Below are 23,357 nucleotides of genomic sequence, written 5' to 3' on the forward strand. Positions count from 1 at the left end.
ACCGTGTTTCTCACGGCTGGTAGCGATCGGCAAGCGCGCCCAGCGACGAATGGTGGGTCAGGTCGAGCTGGAGTGGGGTGACCGAGATGAAGCCGTCGTCGATGGCTTCCAGATCGGTGCCGTGGTCGAGCGTGTGCTCGATCGGCTCGAGCCCGAACCAATAGTACTGGAACCCCCGCGGATCGCGGCCCTCGACCACCGTCCCGCGGGCGTAGTCGTGGAAACCCTGCCGCACCGCGCGGATGCCGGCGACCTTGGCGCTTGGCAAAGCGGGGAAGTTGACATTGACCAGCGTCCGCTTGGGCAGCGGTGTATCCAGCAGCGGGCCGAGTACCTTGGCACCCCAGCCGCGCGCCGCATCGAAGGTATCGGCTCCGGCCTCGCCGCTGCGGCTGGTGACTTGGCTCAGCGCGATCGAGCGAATACCCGCCAGCGCGCCTTCGATCGCCGCCGAGACGGTACCCGAATAGGTGACGTCGTCGCCCAGATTGGCGCCCCGGTTGACTCCCGAGAGGATCACGTCGGGCGCTCCGTCCATCACCTTGCGCAGGCCCAGCGTGACCGAATCGGTCGGCGTGCCGGTGACCGAGAAGCGCCGTTTGCCATGCTGGCGCAGCCGCACCGGGCGGGTGAGGGTGAGCGCATGACCCATCCCCGACTGCTCCTCGTCGGGAGCGCAGATCCAGATGTCGTCGGTGAATTCGCGCGCGATCTCCTCGAGAACCTCGAGCCCGGGCGCGTGGACGCCGTCGTCATTGGTGAGGAGGATCTTCACGAGAGCGGCTCCAGTTTCGTGACGCCCGCCATATAGGGGGCGAGGACCTCGGGCACCGCAACGCTGCCGTCTTCCTGCTGGTAATTCTCCAGCACCGCCACCAGCGTGCGTCCGACCGCGAGGCCCGAGCCGTTGAGCGTGTGGACGAACTGGGTCTTCTTCTCGGCTTCGGGGCGGTAGCGCGCATTCATCCGCCGCGCCTGAAAGTCGCCGCAGTTCGAGCACGAGCTGATCTCGCGATAGGCGCCCTGGCCGGGCAGCCAGACCTCGAGATCGTAGGTCCGCCGCGCGGTGAAGCCCATATCGCCGGTGCACAGCAGCATCTTGCGATAGGGCAGGTCGAGCGCCTGCAGCACGCCCTCGGCGGCCTGCGTCATGCGCTCGTGCTCGGCCTCGCTGTCTTCGGGACGGGCAATGCTGACCAGTTCGACCTTCTCGAACTGGTGCTGGCGGATGAAGCCGCGGGTGTCGCGCCCGGCGGCGCCCGCCTCGGAGCGGAAACACTGCGTGAGCGCGGTCATCCTGAGCGGCAGCGCGCCCTCGTCGAGGATCTGCTCGCGCACCGCATTGGTCAGGCTGACCTCGGCGGTGGGGATCAGCCAGCGGCGTGTTTTCGGGCTATCTTCTGAGACCTTCTTCCAAGCGGCCATCGCCTGCTCAATCGTCACTGCCTTTAGCTCTTTGGCTTCGAAGTCTTTCGGATCTTCTTGACGTTCTTCGTCGCTCAAGCGCGCAACTTCTTCGAATACCGACCGCATATAGCCATCGAGGTTCAATTCCGTGCGAAACAGATCATCGGCGAACTTTGGTAACTGACCAGTACCAAAGACGGCCTCATCGCGCACCAGCAGCGGCGGCGCGCACTCGGTGTAGCCGTTCTCGCCGGTCTGGCGGTCGAGCATGAACTGACCCAGCGCACGGTGCAGCCGCGCCATATCGCCGCGCAGGAAGGTGAAGCGCGCGCCCGCGATGGCTGCGCCGGTCTCGAAATCGAGCCCCAGCGGCGGTCCGAGATCGGCGTGTTCCCGCGGCGTGAAGGCGAACTCGCGCGGAGTGCCCCAGCGCGCCAGCTCGACGTTCGCCGCCTCGTCGGCGCCGTCGGGGACATCCTCTGCGGGGAGATTGGGGAGCGCGGCAAGCAAATCGTGGAGTTCGGCGCCGAGCTTGCGGTCTTCCTCCTCGAGCGCTGGCATCGCCTGCTTGATCTCGGAGACTTCGGATTTGAGGCTGTCGGCGGTGTCCTTGTCGCCCTTGCCCATCGCCTGACCGATCGCCTTGGATGCTTCGTTGCGGCGGCTCTGCGCCTCCTGCAGCCTTGTGGTGATTTCGCGGCGGCGGGCGTCGAGCGCCAGGATGCGATCCGCAGCGGGCTCGGCGCCGCGGCGCTGGAGCCCCGCATCGAATTCACCCGGATGCTTACGGATAAAGGCAATGTCGTGCATGGCCAGCGCCTATGCCCGCTCGGTCCCCGCTTGGCCAGAGGGCTTGGCCGGAGGAGGGCCTGGACACAGGAACGCTGCCCGCGAAGGGGCCTGCGAAAGATCGCCGGGCACTCCCGCGCGCGTCGGCAGTTGAGCCATCTATGGCATCGGTGCTGTTGCGGCGCTGCCGTATCGAAACCGCAGCTCAAGGCCGACAAGACGTGCAAACCATTCCCGACAACCCGCCGCGCCGCACCCGCTTTATCGACGGTCTCAACCTCGCGATCCGCGCAGGTCGCGCTGTCGGAGCGGTGGCCCCGGCGCGACTGGAAAAGGATATCCTGCTCGACGAAGCGGTAGACGCGACGGGCCTAACCGATTTCGGCGATCGCTGGTTCGAGAGGCCGATGGAGGTACTGCTCGATTCGATACGCACGGAGGCGCGCCTCAATCCGGCGGGCGAATTCGCGGCGACGAACCAGTTTCGCCATGTGCTGCGCGATCGGCTGCGGACCCAATGGTGGTTCGAGCGCCATCCGGAGATACTGACGCGCCCGATCCGCAGGCCGGTGGTCATCGTCGGGCCGATGCGCTCCGGCACCACGCGGCTGCACCGGCTGCTCGCCAGCGACCGGCGGTTCAGCCATCTGCGCAGCTTCGAGACGATCAGCCCGGTTCCGCGCCCCGGCTATGAAGAGGTGCTGGCGGGCAAAAAGGACGATTTCCGGCCGATCCTGGCGGAGCGGATCATGAAGGTCGCCCGGCTCGCCAATCCGCGGACGCTGACCATCCACCCGACGGGTCCGTATGAGCCCGAAGAGGAGCTCGGTCTGCTGGTCGCGAGCATGTGGGGGATGAAGCACGAGGCGCAGTGGCATGTGCCGACCTATGGTCGTTGGTGCGAGCGCCAGGACGCCGCGCCCGCCTATCGCCATATGGCGGACCTGCTGCGGCTGGTCGGCTGGTCGCAGCAGAGCAGTTCGCTGCGCCCCTGGATACTCAAGACCCCGCAGCACATGCTCGATCTGCCCGCACTGCTGGAGGTTTTTCCCGACGCGCGGCTGATCTTCACCCACCGCGACCCCCGGCAGGTGGTCGGGAGCGCTGCCTCGCTCGCCTGGAACCAGACGGTGATCTATTCCGATCATGTCGATCCGCGCGGCGTGGGCGAGGAATGGCTGCGCAAGACCCGGCTGCAGATCGAGCGGATGCGCGCCGCGCGCGATGCGATCCCGCCCGATCGCATGATCGATGTGCATTACAGCGCGATGGACGACGACTGGCGCGGCACGATGGCGCGGATCTATCGCTTTCTCGATCTCGAGATGGAACCGGCGGTCCCGGGGATGGAGCATTTCATCGACCGCTCACGCCGCTTGAAGCAGCGGCCGCATCGCTACAGTCTGGAACAGTTCGGCCTGTCGCCGCAGCAGGTGAACGAGCAATTGGGCGACTACGTGCGGCAGTACGACATCCAGGTCGAAGGTGCCGATCGGCAAGCCACGGGCGCGGCGGTTGCCATGAACTGATTCCCGGAAAAACGGGGCCGCGGCAGCGCCCGGCCCCGTTTTCCTCGATGGACTGGTATGGTCCTAGAACTTGACCTCGGCGGTCACGAAGAAGCGCCGCGGATCGCCGTAGAAACCGGTCAGCGTCCCCTCGCGCCCCAGCGTCGGGGTGAAGGGCACATCGCGGCCATTTCCGGCCACAAAATTATAGCCGGCCACGATGTAGCGCTTGTCGAACAGGTTCTTGGCATGGGCGCCGATCGAGAAGCGGTCGCTGTCGTCGGTGTAGACGATCGATGCGTCCACCAGCGCGAAGCCGTCCTGGTCGAGGAAGTCGTTGGCCACCTCGAACTGGCTGGCGTCCGAGCGCAGCGAGATCGAACCGAGGAAGTCGACGATCCCGCTGGCGACCGGCAGGCCCAGGTTGATGCCCATATGCGCGGTGATGTCGGGGGTGTTCTGAAACACCCGCTGGTCGGCGACATCGACGCCGAGAGCATCGATGAAAGTGTTGTATTGGGCATCGAGCAAGCCGAGCGACCAATTGAAGCCGAAGCGGCTGCCCAATCCGGCGAAATCGCGCCCGACCACAGCGTTGCCTTCAAATTCCACGCCGTTGACATCGGCGCTGGCGGCGTTCGACGTGATGCCGATGAAGGTCTCGTTGACGCCGTCGCCATTGGCGTCGATCCCAACCGATCCGGGAATCTGGACATCGCTGTAATCGCCCTTGAAGACGGCGAGCGAGAGGAACAGCCGGTCGTCGAGCAGCGAGGCCTTGTAGCCCAGTTCGTAGCTGTCGACTGTTTCGGGGGCGAAGCGCAGGAAGGCGAACTCGTCGTCGTAGTCGATATCGCCGTCGTCATCGAGATCGGGCGCCGCCGAGGTCTGTCCGCGCGGGTCGAAGCCGCCGCCCTTGAAGCCCTTGGAATATGTGAAATAGAGCGTGTGATTGCGCGACGGTTTGTAGGCGATCGAGGCACGCGGAGTGAATTCCTCGAAGGTTTCCTCGCCGCGGAAATCGCTAGTGACCGCGATCGGGATCGCGGCAGTCGGGCCGAACAAATCCGAATAACCGCCGATGAAGGTGGTGCGCAACACACGGCTGTCGCGCGTATCCCAGGTATAGCGACCGCCCAGCGAGACGCTGAGCTTGTCGGTGAGATCGTAGGTGAAATCGCCGAACACCGAATAGGTCTCGGTGCCGACATCGCCCAGGGTCTGCGCATTGAGCCCCGGGAGGCCGAGCAGCGCGCCGGTCGTGAAAATCGCCACATCAAAGGCGGTGAAGGCGTTGGCACTGAGATAATAGGCGCCCAGAACGCCGTTCAGACGATCGCCTTGATAGAGCAGCTGCAGTTCCTGGCTGAACTGGTCGTTCTCGTAAATCGCCGGCACATCGAGATCGGCAGCCGGGAGGCTATCGAAGTCGATCGGCGATGTCGAAGTGTCTTCTCGATAGCCAGTGATCGACTTCAGCGTGAGAGTGTCGGAAACCTCGAGTTCGACCGTGAGGCCACCGCCATAGGCTTCGACTTCCTGATCGACCACGTCGAGCCCGGCGCGAGTGTCGTAGGGATCGTCGAGCACCGGGGCGCCGGTGACGAGGCTGGGGATCAGTCGGCTGCCCTGGCGGGCCTCGCTCTGGTCCTTCACATAGTCGCCCGAGAGCCGGACGAACAGCGGGCCGTTGTCGAATTCGATCGTCCCGCGCGCCGCCCAGACGTCCTTATTGTAGTTTTCGGTGCCGAGCGTGAGATTGTCGCCGAAGCCGCCGCGTGACAGGCGGGCTCCGCTTGCCCCGATGCTCAGATTGTCGCTCAGGGGGGTCGATGCAGTGACGATAAGATCGGCCTGATCATAGGAGCCATAGGTGCCGCGCAGCTTCAAGCTGGTTTCATTCGGCAGGCGCGCGGTCACATACTTGATCGCACCGCCGATGGTGTTGCGACCGTAAAGCGTACCCTGCGGCCCGCGCAGCACCTCGATGCGCTCGACATCGTAGATATCGAGCACGGAGGCCTGTGGCCGATTGAGATAGACGTCGTCGACATAAAGCCCGACCCCCGCTTCGAACCCGGCGACCGGATCCTGCTGACCGACACCGCGGATGAAAGCGGTGAGGGTGGTGTTGGTGCCGCGGCTGACCTCGAGCGTCAGATTGGGCACTTCCTGGGCGATCTCGGTGAGGTCCTGGGTGCCGCTGCGTAGCAAATCTTCGCCGGAAAGAGCGGTCACCGAAAGCGGGACGTCGATCAGACGTTCCTCGCGTCGCCGCGCGGTGACGATGATGACGCCATCGTCGCCGGGAACCGCTTCTTGCGTCGCGGTCGCCTCGGGCTCGGCCGTTGCAGGAATGGTGGTCTGCGCCAGGGCAGGCGCGGCACAGGCCAGCGCGGCGCCACTTGCCAACAGGCCGGCACAGATACGCGAACGGTTGAAACTCATCGACTCTCTCCCCTCTGGAACTCTCTCGCATGTCGCAATAATGAAACCTGAACCACCTTTCAAGTTTGTTCTTGCGCGGGCCCACTTTCGATGCGAGATCGGTCGCTATCGGCACGGGATCGGCATCGTAAGAGCGAGGGAAAGGGGCTGAGATGGAAACCGCAACGCGCGACAGCGACAAGGCGCCGCGGACCGAGCGTGGCCGCCGTACCTTGCGCAAGCTGCTCGATGCGGCGGCGAGCGAATTCGGCGAGCGGGGTTTTCACGAAGCTTCGATCAGCACCATCACCCGCAGGGCGGGGGTCGCGCTGGGCAGCTTCTACACCTATTTCGACAGCAAGGATGCGATCTTCCGGGCGCTGGTGAGCGATATGAGCGATGCCGTCAAAATGGCGGCACGCGAAGCGATCTCGCCCGACATGCCGCCGCTCGAGATCGAGCGCGCCGCGCTCGAGGCGTTTCTGCGTTTCGCGGGCGAGCACAAGGAAATCTACAGGATCATCGACGAGGCCGAATTCGTCGACCCCGAGAGCTATCAGGGTCACTACCGCACCATCGCGCAACGGATCGCGGATCGGCTCGCCAGCGGCGGGGCAAAGGGCGAGATGCGCTCCGGTCTCGGCGAAGTCGAAGCCTGGGCGGTTATGGGTATGAATGTGTTTCTCGGTCTGCGCTATGCCATCTGGGCGCAAGAGGGCGATCCCGAATGCGCCGCGGTCGTGACGCGTGCCAATCTCTTGCTGGCCAAGGGCCTTGCCAGCAACCGGCCCGACCCCGTTTAGCCGCTCTTCCGGAACGGCTTGGGCGCCGGGCCGTTGGTCGGGCAAAGGAGATTACACTATGATCGGCAAGATTATCGGAGCGTTCGTGGGCGACAGGCTGGCCAAGCGGACCGGCGGAATGAGCGGCGCAAAAGGCGCGGCATTGGGTGTCGTAGGAACGGCGGTTTTGCGCCGTATCAGCCTGCCCGCAATGGCCGCGATCGCGGCGGGCGGTTACGCCGCGAAGAAGCTCTCGGAGAAGAACTCAGGCACAAGGTCCGGCGGAGCCGAGACCACCAGCTAAGCCGGCTTTCAAACTCGATCGGAATCGCAGGTGTCGAAGGATATTCGGCACCTGCTTCTGCTTGCACGATCGCCTTCTAAAGCAGATCTGCCCTCGCATGGCCGACCTTGCGGCAATCCGGCGACCAGGCGGCCAAAGCAGCGGCCTGCGACTACGCTGCTTGCGCCCAATGGCGCGCGATCGGCTGCGACCAGCGCACCAGTCGCGGCGCCTCGCACTTGGCGACCAGCCATTCGGCGAAGCCTAGCGCCTGGCTTTCCTCGCCGCGAGCGATCGCCTGCATCATCGATTCGAGCAGCCGCTCCTGCGGGGTCCGCTTGAGCGAACACGGAGCGCTGACCTCGAGCGGGCGCCGCCCGGCGCGGCTGAGCAATTGGGTTACCCGCTCGACCGACCAGCGAATCTGGTGTCCCGCCGCGCGTGGCGGCAGATCGATCACGTCATTGGCCGGCTGCATCGGAGCAGGACCGGCGAGGCGAAACAAATCGAGCATAAGCGAAACCCATCTCCTGTCGGAACCATCTCCTGTCGGAAATGAGAATGACTTGCAGTAGCGGAAAATTCAAGCCCAATTGCATGTCACGTACGAAAAACCGGGTCGACCCTTTCGAGGCACCCGGTTTTAGATTCGCCGTGTCCACCCGGTCGAGCGGAGGCGAGGATCGCGATCAGGCGACCTGGCGCCGGACGTCGGCTGCGACGAACTCGCCGCACCAATCGTCTTGCGCCACGTTGGGCCAATGCGCCTTCTTGTCGCCCTCCGCAGGGGATGGCGCATAGCGGCGGCATTCGCTGCTCATGGCTTGGTAAAACTTGCAGTTCTCGCAATGCATCGCGGAGCTCCTTATCTGTTGCCCTGATCTGTCGTGTTCGCCTATCTAACACGCCGATAGCGAAGGCGATCCAAAAAATCAAATAAATTCAACGACTTAATACTGATAATCAGTAGCGTGGCGCTGGCGCTACTGCGAATTGGAGGCAGTAGGAACTGGCCGACCTATTCGTTATTCGCCAAAAGGCGCTGGAATCGCTGGTATATCGTGCGCGGAAGAGGTTGCGGGAAGCAGCCATCTTCGAGTGAGGCAAAGGGCCTTGGACCGCGTAGGACAGAGCGAACTTCTTCAAGCAGGACTTCACGATGCAAGCAATGAATCGCCGAAATTTCATGGGTTCGGGCATCGCAACTGGCGGTCTGCTGGCTGCCGGCGCTGCGGCTCCAGCCTGGGCGCGCGGTGCGTCGCTTCACCATGGCGGCATGATCCGCACCGGCTTCGACGAGGTGTCGGGTCGCGACATTCGCCTGACCGTCGGCGAGGGCATGCGTGTCGTGCAGGGCCGTCGGGGTCATGCGGTTGCGGTAAACGGCACAATTCCGGGCCCGCTGGTTCGACTGAAGGAAGGTGAACCGGTCCGCATCCATGTCACCAACGCCCTTCAGGAAGATACATCGGTCCACTGGCATGGTCTGCTGGTCCCGTTCCAGTTCGACGGCGTGCCCGGAGTGAGCTTTCCCGGTATCCGGCCTGGAGAGACATTCGTTTACGACCTGCCTGCCATCCGCCAGTCGGGCACTTACTGGTGGCACTCGCATTCCGGTTTGCAGGAGCAGTCGGGTCATTACGGCCCGCTGGTGGTCGACCCCGCCGGGCCGGATCCGATCCAGGCCGACCGCGACTACGTGCTCCTCCTTTCGGAATTCACGCCGCTGCATGGTCATACGATCATGGAGAAGCTCAAGAAGGGCGAAGCCTATTTCAACATGCAGCAGCGCAGTTGGGCCGACGATTACGAGCTGACCGACGAAGAGCGGCGGATGTGGGCCAGAATGCGCATGATGCCGACCGACATCACGGACGTGTCTGGCTCCACCTACACCTACCTCGCCAATGGCATGGGGCCCGAGGAAGGGCTCGAATATCTGTTCCGGCCCGGCGAACGCGTGCGCTTCCGGGTGATGAATGGCAGCGCGATGAGCTTCTTCAACATCCGCATCCCTGGCGCGAAACTGACGATTGTCGCCGCCGACGGGATGGCGGTGCGCCCGGTCGAAGTCGATGAGTTCCAGATCGGCACGGCGGAGACCTACGACTTCCTCGTCGAGCCGACCGGCGAGGCGATGGCGGTGGTGGCCGAGAGCATGGACCGCTCGGGGATGGCGCTGGCACATCTCGTCAGCCGTCCCGGCGCGCGCGCTGCCGTTCCTGCTTTGCGCGAACCGCCGCTGCTGACGATGGCGGCAATGGGCATGGCTGGAATGGACCATGGCGGCATGGATCATGCTGCTATGGATCATGGGGGCGACACGGCCCGCATGGGTCACGGGTCGATGGACCATTCGACGATGGGGCATGGGGCGATCCCCGCCAAGACAACCGCGCCCGAGACGATGAGCGCGGCGGGCATGGGCGGCATGAACATGCGCGACACCTCGCTCCTACCGCCCGACGTCCACGTCGGGCCGGGTATCGACATGGTCTCGATGAACCCGGTCGATCGGATGGGCGATCCGGGCATCGGCCTCGACGAGGTGCCGCACCGGGTGCTCACCTACGAGGATCTCGTGGCGCTCGAGGCCAATCGCTACGCCCGCACGCCCTCGCGGCAGATGGAAATCCACCTCACCGGCAACATGGAACGCTACATGTGGTCGTTCGACGGGAAGAAGTTCTCCGCCGTCACCGACGATCCGATCCGCTTCGCCTATAACGAGCGGGTTCGCGTGAAACTGGTAAACGACACGATGATGGCGCATCCGATCCACCTCCACGGCCACTTCTTCGAGCTGGTCAACGGAGCGCCGGCGGAACACCAGCCCCTGAAGAACGTGGTGATCGTCCAGCCAGGCGGCAGCGCCACCTTCGACCTCACCGCCAATGAAGAAGGCGACTGGGCGTTCCACTGCCACCTTCTGTACCACATGCATTCGGGCATGTTCCAGATCGTGACGGTCGCACCGAAGGGCTCAGAAGCCGAGGAACCGCGCGTGGGGAGCGATCGATGAGAACTGTGCTCTTTACGCTGTTGCTGACCACCGCTGCGCCGGTCTTCGCGCAGGATCACGCTGGCCACGCCGAACATGAACCTGCCACGAAATCCGCAGAGACGGATTGCGAGCAGGAGGCCGAGCGCCACCGTGCGATGGGTCATCCCGTGCCTGAGGGGCAGTGCGAACCCGAAGGCCCCGCGGGGATGGATCACGGGGCGAGGGACCATTCCCCGATGGACCACGGCCAGATGGAAGGCATGGACCATTCCCAGATGGACCACAGCCAGATAGAAGGCGTGGACCATTCGCAAATGGGTCACGGAGCGATGGAGCAACCCGGCGCGGCCGAGATTCCATTCTCCCCTCCGCCATCCGAGGCAGGCTCCGGTCCGCCGCGCGCCGCCGATGCGATCTGGGGCGCGGATGCGATGCGCGCGAGCCGCGACGGTCTCCCGTCCGAACTCGGGGACACCCTCTACTACTGGGTGCAGGGCGACCGGGTGGAATACCGCGCGCGTGAAGGCGAAGACGGATATCTGTGGGATGTGCAGGGCTATTACGGCGGTGATCTCGACAAGTTCTGGTTCAAATCGGAAGGCGAAGGAAGCTTTGGCGAGGAGATCGAGAGCGCCGAGGTCCAGGCGCTCTACAGCCGTGCGATCGCCCCATTCTTCGACCTGCAAGCCGGTATTCGACAGGACCTGGCCCCGATGGGGCGCACCCATGCCGTGGTCGGCATTCAGGGGCTTGCCCCTTACCTCTTCGAAGTGGATGCGGCTGCTTTCCTGTCCGACAAGGGCAACCTGACAGCCCGTATCGAGGCCGAACTGGACCAGCGAATTACGCAGCGCCTGATCTTGCAACCCCGTGTGGAAGCCTCGTTTTCGGCCCAAGACGTTCCCGAACTGGGGATCGGCGCGGGCCTGGATGCGATCGAAGCCGGTCTGCGCCTGCGCTACCATTTCGCGCGCGAGTTCGCGCCCTACATCGGGATCGATCAGGAATGGCGCATCGGCCAGAGCGCCGATTATGCGCGTGCTGAGGACGAAGATCCAAGCGTGACGAATTACCTCGCCGGCATTCGGTTCTGGTTCTGAGGAAGAGGGAAATTCGATGCCAATCGCGATAGTTCGGAGCTAGATCGCTGCGGGTTCGCATGGTCCGCTTCCCACCCAATTCGCTACTAATATTTGGGCAAGCCGTCTGGCTAGAAGCAATTGGTAAAGAGCCTATGCGAATACCGCTACCGATGTTCGGCACCTTGCTCTGTCGTTTCCATGTCTTTCCATGGACACGCAGCTCGCATCTTACGACTCATCGAAAAGATGGTGGGCGCGGCAAGGATTGAACTTGCGACCCCACCCGTGTGAAGGGTGTGCTCTACCACTGAGCTACGCGCCCGCCCAGGCTTCCCCGGCACCATTGGCGACCGGATCGGGCAGGGGGGCGCCTTTACTCGGGAGCGGCGCGCTTGGCAAGCGGTTGCAGGCCGGATCAGCTAGCGAAAAGCGCCATCAGCCTGGCCAGCCAACCCGTCAGTTCGCGACCGTCCGCAGCGTCATGCCTTGCCTGCGGTGGGCATTCGAGACAATAGGCCTGCGCCCCGCGCATCGTCAGCAGTCTTTCGAGATCGCCAATGAGTTGCCCGCCCAGTGCTTCCTGCTGGCGGGAGAACAGCGTCGCGACATCGGCGCGTGCATTTTCGCCATCGGAGACCAGCCACTGGCGCAGCAGCGTGTCGTATGTGCCGGGCTCGTGACCCAGATAGTCCACGAACCATTCGCCTTCATCGAGACCCGCCTGTGCGGCGGCCCAGGTCACTGCAGTGTCAAGGCCGCCATACTGGTCGACCAGGCCGATCTGGCGCGCGGCACCGCCATCCCAGACCCGCCCCTGACCGATCCGATCGACTTCCTGCGGGGACAGATTGCGCGCTGCGGCGACTTGCGCGATGAAATCGGCATAGCCGTCGGCGACCGAGGCCTGCAGGATGGCATCGACCTCGGGGGTGAACCCGCCGATCAGATCGGGCTGTCCGGAGAGGGGGGTGGTCCGCACCCCGTCGACGTTGACCCCGATCTCGTCCGCCAGATTCTCGAAGGTCGGAATGACGGCGAAGATGCCGATCGAACCGGTTACGGTTTCCGGCTCGGCGAAGATCCGGTCTGCGGGTGTCGCGACCCAATAGCCCCCGCTTGCCGCGACGTTCGCCATCGACACCGCGATGGGAATGTCGCGTGCCTTGTGGCGCAGGATGGCGCGGCGGATGTCCTCGCTCGCCAACACCGATCCGCCCGGCGAATCCACTCGCACCACCAGCGCGGCCAGATCGGCCTCGAGCGCTTCGTCGAGCAGCTCGGCAATCCGCTTCCCGCCCGCGACGCCCGGTCCGGCGTCGCCATCCACAATCTCGCCCGCGATCGTGACAACTCCGATGGCGGAGCCGGTCTCGGGGATCGCGGTGTCCTGTAGCCACGGTTCGAGCTCGGTTTGCGGGAAGGCGTTGAGCGCGCTGGTCCATTCGTCCTTGCCGACCAGTTCCACCATTCTGGCGTCGAATTCCTGACGGCTGCCAAGCTTGTCGACCAGTCCGGCGGACAGCGCCGCCTTGGCGAGATCGCCACCAGAGGCTTCGATCCAGGCTACCGGGTTGCGAGTGACCCTGGCGATATCCGCCTGCGGGCGCGCCTTCTTCACATGCGCCTGCCATTCCTCCCACAGCGCCCCGTAGAGCGCGGCGTAGTTCTCGCGCGCGGGTTCGGACATCGAATCGCGGGTGTAGGGTTCGACCGCGCTCTTGTAGGTGCCCACCCGATAGACGCGCGCGTTGACCTTCAACCTATCGAGCAATTCGCCATAGAAGAGCTGTCCGCCACCAGGTCCGGCGATCACCGCGCCGCCCAGCGGATCCAGCCAGATCTCGCTGGCGTGGCTGGCCAGCATCACCCCGTCGTCGGCATAGGCGGTGGCGAAGGCGAGCACCGGCTTGTCCGTCGCGCGGACCCGATCGAGCGCTTCGCCCACCGCCTGCAGATGCACCTGCCCGCCACCCAGGAACCGGTCGAGGTCGAGGACGACCGCTTCGATTCGGTCGTCGCCGGCCGCCGCGTCGATCGCGCGGACCAGCTCGCGGGCCTCGAATTCGCCGACCGGCGCGGTTTGCGCCAGCAGCGCGGCGAAGGGATCGATCTCGGTGCGTTCCTCGACGATCACCCCGTCGAGTTCGAGAACCAGCGCGCCTTCGCGCACCTGCGCCGGACTGGGCCTTGCGGTCAGGACCGCGAACAGCAGGCTGAAGAACAGCAGCATGAAGACGAGCACCAGCCCGTCCTTCAATCCAACCAGCAAGCGCCAGACCCGGCCCGCGAATTTCATAGTCGATCCTTCAGGAGTATGAGGACCCTAACTAGGCGCTCGAAGCCGAAACGCCATGCAATTGTGCTTGAGCGGGCGATGCCGCTCGACTAGGGACTTGCCTTTAATGACATCGCCGCCGCTCCGCCCCGCCGTCGGCCGCTATCCCGCGGGCCGGCAAGCCTTTCCGCATCGCGACCTGACCGGGATCGGCCAGCTCGAGCGGCACGAGATCCTCTATCTGCTCGACGAGGCGGAACAATGGGTCGAACTCAACCGCCGCTCGAACAAGCATCACGATGCGCTGGCGGGCCTGACGATCATCAACGCCTTCTTCGAGAACTCCACCCGCACGCTGCTGTCGTTCGAGATCGCCGGCAAGCGGCTGGGCGCGGATGTGGTCAACATGCACGCCGCGCAATCGAGCGTGAAGAAGGGCGAGACGCTGATCGATACCGCGATCACGTTGAACGCAATGAACGCCGATGCCATCGTGATCCGCCACGGATCGAGCGGCGCCACCCAGCTAATCGCCAGCAAGGTCGATTGCCCGGTGCTCAACGCGGGCGACGGCCAGCACGAACACCCGACGCAGGCGCTGCTCGATGCGCTGGCGCTGCGCGAGGCGCTGAGCGACCGGGGCGAGCCGAGCGAGGATTTCACCGGCCTCACCGTCGTGATCTGCGGCGATATCATGCACAGCCGGGTGGCGCGCTCCAACCTGCTGTGCCTGCAGGCGCTGGGGGCCAGCGTCCGGCTGTGCGCGCCGCCCGCGCTGATGCCGCTGGGGGTCGAAGCCATGGGCGCAGAGGTCTTCCACGATTTCGACGCGGCTCTGCAAGGCGCGGATGTGGTGATGATGCTGCGCCTGCAGAGCGAGCGGATGAGCGGGCAGTTCATTCCTTCCGAGCGCGAGTTCCACCACCTCTACGGCCTCACCAGAGCGCGACTGGATGCCGCCGCGCCCGAGGCGCTGGTGATGCATCCCGGACCGATGAACCGTGGGGTCGAGATCGACAGCGATGTCGCGGATATGGGCGATCGCTCGCTCATCACCCGCCAGGTGGAGATGGGGGTCGCGATTCGGATGACCTGTCTCGACGTTCTCACCCGCAGTGCGCGCGGTGTCGAAGGCTGGGCGGTATGAAGCAGGCGAGACCACTGACCATCGCGGGGGGGCGGCTCGTGCTCCCCGATGGCGTGCGCGAGGGAGCCCTCCGGCTCGTCGACGGCCGGATCGATAGCCTGGGCGACATCGCGCCGCACGATGGCGACGAGGTCCTCGAAACCACGGGGAAGCTGGTGGCGCCCGGACTGGTCGATTACGGCGTCTTCGCGGTGGACAAGCCGGCGTTTCATTTCGGTGGAATCACCCGCGCGGCGCTGATGCCCGACCAGTCGCCGCCGCTCGATCTGCCCAGCCGGGTCGCCTATATCGCCAAGAGCGGCAAACCGGGTTTCTGGGTGCATCCTTTGGCCGCCGCGACCCGCGGGCTCGAGGGCACACAGCTCGCCGAGATCGCGCTGATGTGCGAGGCGGGCGCGCGGGGGATATCCACCGGGCGGCGCTGGATCGCCGACACCGGGGTGATGCTCCGGCTGCTGCACTATGCCGCCATGCTCGATCTGACGGTGGTGACCCATGCCGAGGATGGGGCGCTGACGGGCGATGCAGTGGCGACTGCGGGCGAGATGGCGACGCGGTTCGGACTGCGGAGCGCGCCCGCCGAAGCCGAAGCGCTGGCGCTGACACGCGACATCGCGCTTGCCGAGATGGCCGGAGCGAGAGTGCATTTTCGCCAGGTGACGACGCGCGCCGGGCTGGCGCTGGTGCGCGCGGCGAAGGCACGGGGGCTGGCCATCACCGCCGGGGTTACACCGGCGCATTTCATGCTGTCCGATCTGGCTACCGCCGAGTTCCGCAGCTTCATGCGGCTGTCGCCCCCGCTAAGAGTCGAGGACGACCGCCGGGCGGTGATCGAGGCGATCGCCGACGGCACCATCGACGTGATCGCCAGCGGCCACGATCCGCGCGGGCCCGAGCAGAAACGCCTGCCCTTCGCCGATGCCGCACCGGGGATGGCGGGGGCCGAGACGCTGCTTGCGATGGTGCTGACGCTGGTGCGCGACGGCGTCATCGACACGGCGCGCGCTTTCGATCTGGTCGCGGCGGCGCCCGCGCGCTTGCTGGGCGTCGAGGCAGGAGCGTTGGTCGAGGGCTATGACGCCGATATCGCGCTGATCGATCCCGATAAGCCCTGGGTGGTCGACAGCGGCAAGATGAAAGCGACCGCGGGCAACACGCCGTTCGATGGCCAGCCGACGCAAGGCCGGGTCACCGCTCTGTTCAAAGGCGGGATGCGGATCGGCGGCTAGCCGAAACCGAAAGCCCCTCCCGGCGACGAGAGGGGCTCAGGGTCTGTTCTAAAACTGAAATTCAGCGCGAGGCGACGCGGACGTTGTTTTCGATCGTCCCCGGCAGCGTCCTGCTCGCGGCATAGGCGATGCAGCCTGCCCCGCCGCGCTTGACCGACTGGCACAGACCTTGCGCCGAACTTCTGGCGAAGCCGCCGGCCGCGACGCGGTAGTAGATCTTGCCCTTGACCTTGGCCTTGGTGATCACCTTCTCGGCACCATCGAGTTCGGGGTGGCGCTTGAGGAAGACCTTCCAGGCGGTTTGGGCGTCGGACATCGAAAAATAGGAGCCGAGCTGCACCCGGTAGTCGCCCGAAGCCATCGCGAGAGCGGGCTGGGCCGCAGGAGCCGGGGTGCGAGCTTGTGCGGTCGGGCGCGCCGCTGCTGGCACCGAACGCGCAGTGGCGGGAATGTTCTGGACCACTTCGCGGCTCACGAAGCGCCCGCTGGGGGTCGCGGTTTCAGGCGGCGCGACCGAAGTGCGACCGAGCATGGCGCGCTGCGCGGAGGGCGCCACGGCAAGTGCCGGGGCCTGACGCTCCGCCGGGCGATCCGACTGCGAAACCGGCGGTAGCTCGCCAGTGCCGAAGCGGCTGGCGAAATCGCCTTTCGGCGCGGTTTCGATCGGTTGCTCCTGCACAAGCGTTTCGGCCGCGAGTTGATCGACGCTGTCGAAATTGCGCAGCGCGAGCATGGCTGGCTGGCCGGGATCCTGCACCATCTTCACGCTGAGCAGATCGGCGATCCGGCGATGATACATCTCCGGCGTCGAAAGCACCGCCCATTTGCTCATCGTATCGCCAAGCTTGTCGGCCGGGACATCCTCGGCGGCCATGATACGCGCGTTGCGCCAGTCGCCCTGCAGCGCGAGACTGTAGGCCAGGTTCTGGCGCACCTTCATGGTATTGGTGCCGCTGCGCAGCAGATTGCCGAGCACATGCACGGCTTCCTGCGGGCGACCGGCCAGCGCGATCGCCAGACCGTAATCGGCGGGATCGAGCGCATCCTTGTGGCGGCCGAGCGTGGCGAGCGCGGCGGCCTGCTGACCTGCGGCGATCTGCGCCAGCGCAAGCCGCGTGAGCGTGCGCGAGGAACTGTCGCCCAGCGCGACCGCCTCGGTCAGCGTAGTGGCAGCGGACTGGAACCGGCCCGCTTCGATATAGGCGATGCCGAGCAGAGCGCGCGCGGCGGGGTCGCGCGGCGTCGCCAGCACGGCGGCTTCGGCATGGGTGACGGCGCGGTCGCCCTTACCCTTGGCGAGCGCTTCCTGCGCCTTGGCGGCGGAAACCTGGGCCGGCGGTGCGACATTGGTGGTGCACCCCGTCAGCGCCAGAGTGGCAAGCGCCGTGGTCAGGGTCAGGCCCAGCATCCGGTTGCTTTTCGCGGTCATCGTCTTGCTCATTCTACCCCTCCTGAGGGTTCGGATATGCGGCGCGTGTCAGTCGCGTTTCACCTGCGCGGCGAGATGGTCGATGTCGGGCATGTCGGAGAGCAGCGCGTCGAGCGCCTCGGTCACGAGTTGCTGGGCGCTGCGGCCTCTCACCGTGCAGGCGAGGCGCAGCTTGAGGTGGCGGTCCTGATCGAGCCGCAGAGTGAAGGCCGCACGCTTGCCGCCGCCAGTGGAGGAAGCGGTGTTGGCGGGCGTCCGGGGGCGCGGCTCCGGAGCGGTGCGCGCCATCGGCGTTTCCAGCTTCTGCGCGATTCGTTCGATCGTGTCGCGCACCGGGCTGTGCGCCTTGCGCTGCAACAGCGGTTCGGATCCGGTCTGGCGATAGCGCGAATCGTCGCCGGTGGCGGGGGACAGCGAAACCACCTCGCCGCGCGATTCGGACGGCTTGACGATCGGTTCTTCGCCCATGTCGTTCCAGCCCAGGTCTTCCAGGCTGGCGGCGGCTTCCTTGCCGTCGACGACGCCCGGCGCGCCGTTCTGCGGGCGCATCGCCGGGCGGGCGCCGCCCTTGCGGGCCAGCAGCGTGGAGGAAAGAGAGGCGAAACCGGTGTCGCTCATGGCGTAATCCTGCAGCCTTCCCGATTACTGGGCCACGCGGCGACCGAAGCCGCCGGCGGGTCGGTGGGCACCGGCGATCTGCGCCTGGTGATTGGGCGCTGCGAAGATCGTCCGGCGGAAGTTCTTCTCCAGCCGATCGGAAACATATTTCCACAGCGCGGTCACTTCGGCAGCGCTGCGGCTGTTTTCGTCCACTTCCATCACCGTGCGGCCGTCGATCATCGAGGCGGCGAAATCGGTGCGGTGGTGCAGGGTGATCGGGGCGACGGTTCCGTGCTGCGACAGCGCGACCGCGGCCTCGGAGGTGATCTTGGCCTTGGGGGTCGCGCCGTTGACCACGAACACCAGCGGCTTGCCGGCGCGCTCGCACAGATCGACCGTGGCGCCCACGGCGCGCAGATCGTGCGGGCTGGGACGGGTGGGAACCACGATCAGCTCGGCCACCGCGATCACCGACTGGATCGCCATGGTGATGGCGGGCGGCGTATCGATGACCGCCAGCTTGAAGCCCTGCTGGCGAAGCACGTTGAGATCGCTGGCCAGCCTCGCAACGGTGGTCTGCGCGAAGGCGGGATATTCCGCCTCGCGCTCGTTCCACCAATCGGCCAGCGAGCCTTGCGGATCGATATCGATGAGGACGACCGGGCCGGCACCCGCCCGCTGCGCCTGAACTGCCATATGCCCGGACAGGGTGGTCTTGCCCGATCCGCCTTTTTGCGATGCCAACGCCAGTACTCGCACGGATTGGTCCCCCTGAATTGCGCCCTAGAACGTCGTCGAATTCGCTCGCCACACGCGAGGTATCCACCCGGAATTCGCAGACTACCCTCAATTTTGGGTTAACGGGGGCGTGTAAAACGCGCCGTCCAGGTGCACAAAGGACGGCCAAGATTTTGCTAACGCGGGTTTTACTATATGTTCAGTTGAGTAAACCTAGGCGAAAGCACGAAATCCATGGAGACGGCGATGCGCAACCCGATAACAAGACGAACCGGCCTCACTGCAGGCGCCCTGACCCTCGCCGGGCTGCTGATGGCCGGTGCCACCCCGGCGCTGGCCGATGTCAAGCAGGGTGTCGATGCCTGGGCGGCGGGCGACTACGCCACCGCGGTTCGCGAATGGTCCGGCCCCGCCGCGCAGGGCGATCCCGATGCGCAGTTCAACATGGCGCAAGCCTATCGGCTGGGTCGTGGGGTTCAGGCCGATCCGCGCCAGGCCGAGGCACTCTATGCCGCCGCAGCAGCGCAAGGACATGTGAAAGCCGCCGACAACTACGGGCTGCTGCTGTTCCAGGACGGCCGCCGCGAAGAGGCGATGCCCTATGTCACCGCTGCCGCGGAGCGCGGCGACCCGCGCGCGCAATATCTGGTCGGGGTCGCTCATTTCAACGGCGATCTGGTGGAAAAGGATTGGGTTCGCGCCTATGCGCTGCTGACGCTGGCTAACGGCGCCGGCCTGCCGCAGGCGCGCGCCGCGCTGGTGCAGATGGACGAATACATCCCGCTCGACCAGCGCGAGCAGGCGCAGCTGCTCGCGCAACAGCTCGACGCGCGGGCGAACGCCAATCGCGCGCAACAGCTCGCCACCGTCGATCTCGAGCGCGGACCGGTGCAGACCGCGATGGCGCCCGACATCGTCCCCGCCGTACCGGAGCCGCCGATGGTGTTGCCGGCGCCCACCTCGGCTCCGGTCACGACCGTCACTGTGGATCGGGCAGGAGCGGATTACACGCTTCCGCATGCGGAGCCCGTAGCGGTGCCGGTCGCGACCCGCGCCCCCGCGCCCGCTCCGGTCACGGTCACGACGGCCGAGCCGGTGGCCGCTGCTCCTGCGATGACCACTGCGGCCGGCCCCTGGAAGATCCAGCTCGGCGCCTTCGGGCAGCCTGGCAATGCCGACCGTCAGCTCGAGCGCATGCGCAGCCGCAGCGTGCTGTCCGGAACCCGGCTGGTAAAGGAGCCCGAGGGTCGCCTGACCAAGGTCATGGCCGTGGGCTTCGCAAGCCGCGCCGCGGCGCAGCAGGTGTGCAACTCGCTGAAATCCGGCGGCCAGGACTGTCTGGTCACCCGCTAGACCACTGAAGCGCCTTCCCTCGCGCGCCGCCCTCGCTAGAAAGGGCGGCGCGAGGGGGAAAAGCATGACCGATACCGACATTCCTGCCGAGACCAGCGCCGCGCCCGACCAGCCCAGGCCGGTCGCCGAAAGCGGCGAGCGCATCGCGAGCCTCGATTTCATCCGCGGCCTGGCGGTCATGGGCATCCTCGCGGCCAACATCACCGTCTTTGGCCAGCCCTTCGTCGCCTATACCTGGCCGGGCGGGTTCCTGGTGCCCACCGGGGATCCTGAGGGCTGGTTGTGGGCGCTGCAATTCGTGCTGATCGACGGCAAGATGCGCGGGCTGTTCACGTTGCTGTTCGGCGCCGGGCTCTACCTCTTCCTCGAAAAGGCTTGGGAGCGTGGGCGAGGGCGCGGGTTGCAGGCGCGGCGGCTGGCGTTCCTGCTGTTGTTCGGGCTGATCCATTTCTTCTTCATCTGGAAGGGCGATATCCTCACCAGCTATGCGCTGTGCGGGTTCGCGGCGCTGCTGTTCGTGCGGATGCAGCCGGTGAAGCAGATAATCCTCGGATTGCTCGGCTATTTCCTGGGTGCGCTGGCCTTCACCGCGCTGTTCGCAGGAATGGTCGCTTTCGATCGGATGGAGCCGACCGATGCCGAAACCGCCGCCCAACAGGTCGAGATGCGCGCAACCAAGATCCAAAGTATCGAGGACGGAGAAATCGAAACCGCGCTCATTTCCTCAGGCGACTACCCCGGCCTGGTCGCGCATAATTTCGCCGAGCATTGGTCCGATCCGCTGGTCTTCGTGCTCCAGCTCCTGTTCGAGACGCTGCCGCTGATCCTGATCGGCATGGCGCTCTACCGGATGGGCTTGTTCGATGGCCGCATGCCGGCGCACAAGCTGCGGCGCTGGGGCTGGATCGGCTTGCTCGGAGGCGGAGCCCTATCGGCGGTGATCGCCTGGTGGACGGTGAGCGAAGGCTTGACCTATTTCGGCACCTTCCTCGCCTTCGTGGGACTGGCAGGTTTCGCCAATCTGCCGATGGTGCTGGGCTTGGCGGCGCTGCTGTCGCTGGCGGGAATGCGCGCGAGCGGCTGGCTGGCCGAACGCGTTTCCGCAGCAGGGCGTGCTGCCTTCAGCAATTACATCGGCACTTCCGTGGTGATGCTGTTCGTATTCCACGGCTGGGCCGCAGGCCTCTATGGCGAGCTCAACCGGCCGCAGCATTGGCTGGTGGTACTGGCGGTGTGGGTGCTGATCCTCGCCTGGTCCAAACCCTGGCTCGACCGGTTCCGCTATGGTCCGCTGGAATGGCTGTGGCGCTGCCTCACTTATGGACGGACGTTTCCCTTCCGGCGCTGACGGGCGCTTCAGGTTTCGTCTTCGAGCGCGATGCGCCGCGGCCCTCGGGTGGCCAGCCGGGTTTCCAGCAGGAAGAACACTAGACCGCTCACCAGCAGGCTCATCGTCACCACCCAGGCGAGTGCAATCAGGGATCCAATTCGCGCTTCGATATAGGCGCTCACGAACAGCAGGGCGATCACGATGCTGATGGTCACCGCCGATGCGGTGCTGAACACCAGCGCCTTTTGCGAATGGCGCCGCCGCTGACCCAGCCACGCCAATTCGCTCGCCTCGCCGCTGGCCACCCCGTCATCGATCCGCCGGTTGATCCGCTCGATGCGCTCCGCAACCCAGATCAGCCGACTCATCATGACGTTCATGATCGCGCCGATCGCGCTGAGCAGGAAGGCAGGTGCGAGCGAGAGCTGCACGATCTGCTGGACGCGCGGAGTGCTGGCGGTGCGCTCGAGCAGTTCGAAGGCGAAACTGCCGCCGACGGTGAGGATATCGATCGTCATTCTTTGGCGGTCATTCCTTGGCGAAGGGGTTCTTGGGGCTCTTGAGCGTCAGCCGCACCGGCACCGCATCGAACCCCAGCTTGGCGCGGATGCCGTTGACCAGATAGCGTTCGTAGCTGGTCGGCAGCGCATCGAGCCTGGTGCCGAAGATCACGAACCGCGGTGGCCGGGTGCCGACCTGGGTGATATAACGCAGCTTGATCCGGCGGCCCTTGGGGGCGGGCGGCGGGTTGGCGTCGAGCGCATCGTCGAACCAGCGGTTGAGAGCGGCGGTGGGCACCCTCTTGGACCAGCTCTCGCGGATCTCGAAGGCGGCGCTCAGCATCGTGTCGAGGCCCTTGCCGGTCTTGGCGCTGACCGCGAGCAGCGGCACGCCGCGAACCTGCGCCAGCCCGTCGTCGAGCGCGGCGCGCACGCCATTGAACAGTCCGCTGGCGTCCTCGGCGATATCCCATTTGTTGATCGCCACCATGAGCGCGCGCCCTTCCTGGAGCACCATGTCGGCAATCTTGAGGTCCTGATGCTCGAGCCCTTGCGTCGCATCGAGCAGCAGCACCACCACTTCGGCGAAATCGACGGCTCGGTGAGCGTCGGCGACCGACATCTTCTCCAGCTTGTCCTGCACCTTGGCGCGCTTGCGCATGCCCGCGGTGTCGACGAGATGGATATCGCGCAGTTCGCCCGTTTTCGGGTCGTTCCACTGATAGTCAATCGCGATCGAATCGCGGGTGATCCCGGCCTCGGGTCCGGTCAGAAGGCGGTCCTGCCCCAGCAGGCGATTGATCAGCGTCGACTTGCCGGCATTGGGCCGGCCGACGATGGCCAGCTTGAGCGGGCCGAGCGGGGCGTCCTCGCCCTCCTCGACATAATCGATCCGCTCGGCGGCGGCATCGGCCTTCTCGCCGATGATCGGCCACAGCGCGGCGAACAGATCGGCGATCCCGTCGCCATGCTCGGCGGACAGGCCGACCGGCTCGCCGAAGCCCAGATTGTAGCATTCGAGCACGCCCGCCTCGGCGGCACGACCTTCGGCCTTGTTCGCCACCGGTACCACGGGGACATGCTGTTCGCGCAGCCAGCGGGCGATTTCCTCGTCGAGCGGGGTCAGCCCGGCGCGCGCATCGACCACCATCAGCGCGGCATCGGCGCCTTCGAGGCTGACCTCGGTCTGCTTGCGCATCCGCCCGGGCAGGCTGGCGGGATCGTCGTCTTCCCAACCCGCGGTATCGACCACCGTGAATTCCAGACCCGCCACCGTCGCATCGCCAAGCCGCCGATCGCGGGTGACGCCGGGCTGGTCGTCGACCAGCGCCAGCTTCTTTCCGACAAGCCGATTGAACAGAGTCGACTTACCCACGTTCGGGCGTCCTATAATGATCACGGTCGGTTTGTTGGATGGGAGTTTCATAATCGCTCGGCAGGTGGCCTTTGCGGCTCGGTTTGGCAAGAACAAGCG

Annotated in this window: 20 protein-coding genes and 1 tRNA gene; 9 read left to right on the forward strand and 12 right to left on the reverse strand. The window is 65.5% G+C overall.

All coding sequences use genetic code 11. The features are described 5' to 3' along the window. Nucleotides 1-10: 10 nt before the first annotated feature. Complete coding sequence (gene surE / locus Q9K01_RS03140) at nucleotides 11-775, reverse strand: 5'/3'-nucleotidase SurE (protein ID WP_305928745.1); 765 nt, start codon at nucleotides 773-775, stop codon at nucleotides 11-13. Further along, nucleotides 772-2,217, reverse strand: a complete 1,446-nt coding sequence (gene serS / locus Q9K01_RS03145) for a serine--tRNA ligase (RefSeq protein ID WP_305928746.1) — start codon at nucleotides 2,215-2,217, stop codon at nucleotides 772-774. Before serS ends, surE begins: the two co-directional genes overlap by 4 nt. A 200-nt stretch (nucleotides 2,218-2,417) precedes the next feature. Here serS and Q9K01_RS03150 point away from each other — a divergent pair, with 200 nt between their 5' ends. After that, nucleotides 2,418-3,725: a sulfotransferase family protein gene (locus Q9K01_RS03150; RefSeq protein WP_305928747.1), complete on the forward strand. Its 1,308-nt coding sequence runs from the start codon at nucleotides 2,418-2,420 to the stop codon at nucleotides 3,723-3,725. A gap of 63 nt (nucleotides 3,726-3,788) precedes the next feature. On the opposite strand, the gene Q9K01_RS03155 is transcribed toward Q9K01_RS03150, so the two are convergent. Then, nucleotides 3,789-6,152, reverse strand: a complete 2,364-nt coding sequence (locus Q9K01_RS03155) for a TonB-dependent receptor (RefSeq protein ID WP_305928748.1) — start codon at nucleotides 6,150-6,152, stop codon at nucleotides 3,789-3,791. Nucleotides 6,153-6,304: 152 nt separating this feature from the next. Between Q9K01_RS03155 and Q9K01_RS03160 the strand changes: the two genes are divergently transcribed. Both Q9K01_RS03160 and Q9K01_RS03165 read left to right on the forward strand, forming a co-directional pair. Then, nucleotides 6,305-6,934, forward strand: a complete 630-nt coding sequence (locus tag Q9K01_RS03160) for a TetR/AcrR family transcriptional regulator (RefSeq protein ID WP_305928749.1) — start codon at nucleotides 6,305-6,307, stop codon at nucleotides 6,932-6,934. Nucleotides 6,935-6,992: 58 nt separating this feature from the next. Then, on the forward strand, nucleotides 6,993-7,217 hold the full coding sequence (locus tag Q9K01_RS03165; RefSeq protein WP_305928750.1) for a hypothetical protein: 225 nt from the start codon (nucleotides 6,993-6,995) through the stop codon (nucleotides 7,215-7,217). A gap of 151 nt (nucleotides 7,218-7,368) precedes the next feature. Here Q9K01_RS03165 and Q9K01_RS03170 read toward each other — a convergent pair whose 3' ends face one another. Both Q9K01_RS03170 and Q9K01_RS03175 read right to left on the reverse strand, forming a co-directional pair. Continuing rightward, nucleotides 7,369-7,710, reverse strand: coding sequence for a hypothetical protein (locus Q9K01_RS03170; RefSeq protein WP_305928751.1), 342 nt, complete (start codon nucleotides 7,708-7,710; stop codon nucleotides 7,369-7,371). Between the two features lie 175 nt (nucleotides 7,711-7,885). Then, nucleotides 7,886-8,017, reverse strand: a complete 132-nt coding sequence (locus Q9K01_RS03175) for a hypothetical protein (RefSeq protein ID WP_305928752.1) — start codon at nucleotides 8,015-8,017, stop codon at nucleotides 7,886-7,888. A 338-nt stretch (nucleotides 8,018-8,355) separates the two neighbouring features. On the opposite strand from Q9K01_RS03175, the gene Q9K01_RS03180 reads away from it, so the two are divergent. Beyond that, the gene (locus Q9K01_RS03180; protein WP_305928753.1) at nucleotides 8,356-10,218 is read left to right on the forward strand and encodes a copper resistance system multicopper oxidase; all 1,863 of its coding nucleotides are present in this window, start codon (nucleotides 8,356-8,358) and stop codon (nucleotides 10,216-10,218) included. Beyond that, nucleotides 10,215-11,300 (forward strand): copper resistance protein B, encoded by a 1,086-nt coding sequence (locus Q9K01_RS03185; protein ID WP_305928754.1) that lies wholly within the window; start codon nucleotides 10,215-10,217, stop codon nucleotides 11,298-11,300. Before Q9K01_RS03180 ends, Q9K01_RS03185 begins: the two co-directional genes overlap by 4 nt. 229 nt (nucleotides 11,301-11,529) lie before the next feature. Here the strand turns inward: Q9K01_RS03185 and Q9K01_RS03190 are convergent. Continuing rightward, nucleotides 11,530-11,604, reverse strand: a tRNA-Val gene (locus Q9K01_RS03190). A 93-nt stretch (nucleotides 11,605-11,697) separates the two neighbouring features. Continuing rightward, nucleotides 11,698-13,578: a signal peptide peptidase SppA gene (gene sppA / locus Q9K01_RS03195; RefSeq protein WP_305928755.1), complete on the reverse strand. Its 1,881-nt coding sequence runs from the start codon at nucleotides 13,576-13,578 to the stop codon at nucleotides 11,698-11,700. 106 nt (nucleotides 13,579-13,684) lie between these two features. Between sppA and Q9K01_RS03200 the strand changes: the two genes are divergently transcribed. Together Q9K01_RS03200 and Q9K01_RS03205 are read left to right on the forward strand one after the other, a co-directional pair. Continuing rightward, a complete protein-coding gene (locus tag Q9K01_RS03200) occupies nucleotides 13,685-14,704 on the forward strand; it encodes an aspartate carbamoyltransferase catalytic subunit (RefSeq protein WP_305928756.1) in 1,020 nt (339 codons plus the stop codon). Beyond that, a complete protein-coding gene (locus Q9K01_RS03205; RefSeq protein ID WP_305928757.1) occupies nucleotides 14,701-15,933 on the forward strand; it encodes a dihydroorotase in 1,233 nt (410 codons plus the stop codon). Before Q9K01_RS03200 ends, Q9K01_RS03205 begins: the two co-directional genes overlap by 4 nt. Nucleotides 15,934-15,994: 61 nt before the next feature. Here Q9K01_RS03205 and Q9K01_RS03210 read toward each other — a convergent pair whose 3' ends face one another. Genes Q9K01_RS03210 through Q9K01_RS03220 form a run of 3 tightly spaced genes read right to left on the reverse strand, consistent with a single transcriptional unit; the run spans nucleotide 15,995 to nucleotide 18,721 of the window. Continuing rightward, nucleotides 15,995-17,374 carry an SPOR domain-containing protein gene (locus tag Q9K01_RS03210; RefSeq protein ID WP_305928758.1) on the reverse strand — a complete coding sequence of 460 codons (1,380 nt, stop codon included), beginning with the start codon at nucleotides 17,372-17,374 and terminating at the stop codon, nucleotides 15,995-15,997. 36 nt (nucleotides 17,375-17,410) lie between these two features. Continuing rightward, on the reverse strand, nucleotides 17,411-17,980 hold the full coding sequence (locus Q9K01_RS03215) for a hypothetical protein (protein ID WP_305928759.1): 570 nt from the start codon (nucleotides 17,978-17,980) through the stop codon (nucleotides 17,411-17,413). Nucleotides 17,981-18,004: 24 nt separating this feature from the next. Beyond that, on the reverse strand, nucleotides 18,005-18,721 hold the full coding sequence (locus Q9K01_RS03220) for a ParA family protein (RefSeq protein ID WP_305928760.1): 717 nt from the start codon (nucleotides 18,719-18,721) through the stop codon (nucleotides 18,005-18,007). 225 nt (nucleotides 18,722-18,946) lie between these two features. Here Q9K01_RS03220 and Q9K01_RS03225 point away from each other — a divergent pair, with 225 nt between their 5' ends. Both Q9K01_RS03225 and Q9K01_RS03230 read left to right on the forward strand, forming a co-directional pair. Next, nucleotides 18,947-20,053, forward strand: a complete 1,107-nt coding sequence (locus Q9K01_RS03225) for an SPOR domain-containing protein (protein ID WP_305928761.1) — start codon at nucleotides 18,947-18,949, stop codon at nucleotides 20,051-20,053. Nucleotides 20,054-20,117: 64 nt separating this feature from the next. Further along, nucleotides 20,118-21,401, forward strand: coding sequence for a DUF418 domain-containing protein (locus tag Q9K01_RS03230; RefSeq protein WP_305928762.1), 1,284 nt, complete (start codon nucleotides 20,118-20,120; stop codon nucleotides 21,399-21,401). An 8-nt stretch (nucleotides 21,402-21,409) separates the two neighbouring features. Here Q9K01_RS03230 and Q9K01_RS03235 read toward each other — a convergent pair whose 3' ends face one another. Then, on the reverse strand, nucleotides 21,410-21,901 hold the full coding sequence (locus Q9K01_RS03235; RefSeq protein ID WP_305928763.1) for a DUF2721 domain-containing protein: 492 nt from the start codon (nucleotides 21,899-21,901) through the stop codon (nucleotides 21,410-21,412). A 10-nt stretch (nucleotides 21,902-21,911) separates the two neighbouring features. After that, complete coding sequence (gene der, locus Q9K01_RS03240; protein WP_305928764.1) at nucleotides 21,912-23,309, reverse strand: ribosome biogenesis GTPase Der; 1,398 nt, start codon at nucleotides 23,307-23,309, stop codon at nucleotides 21,912-21,914. Nucleotides 23,310-23,357 lie beyond the last annotated feature (48 nt).

It is taken from the genome of Qipengyuania benthica (assembly GCF_030717865.1).
Taxonomy (GTDB): domain Bacteria; phylum Pseudomonadota; class Alphaproteobacteria; order Sphingomonadales; family Sphingomonadaceae; genus Qipengyuania; species Qipengyuania benthica.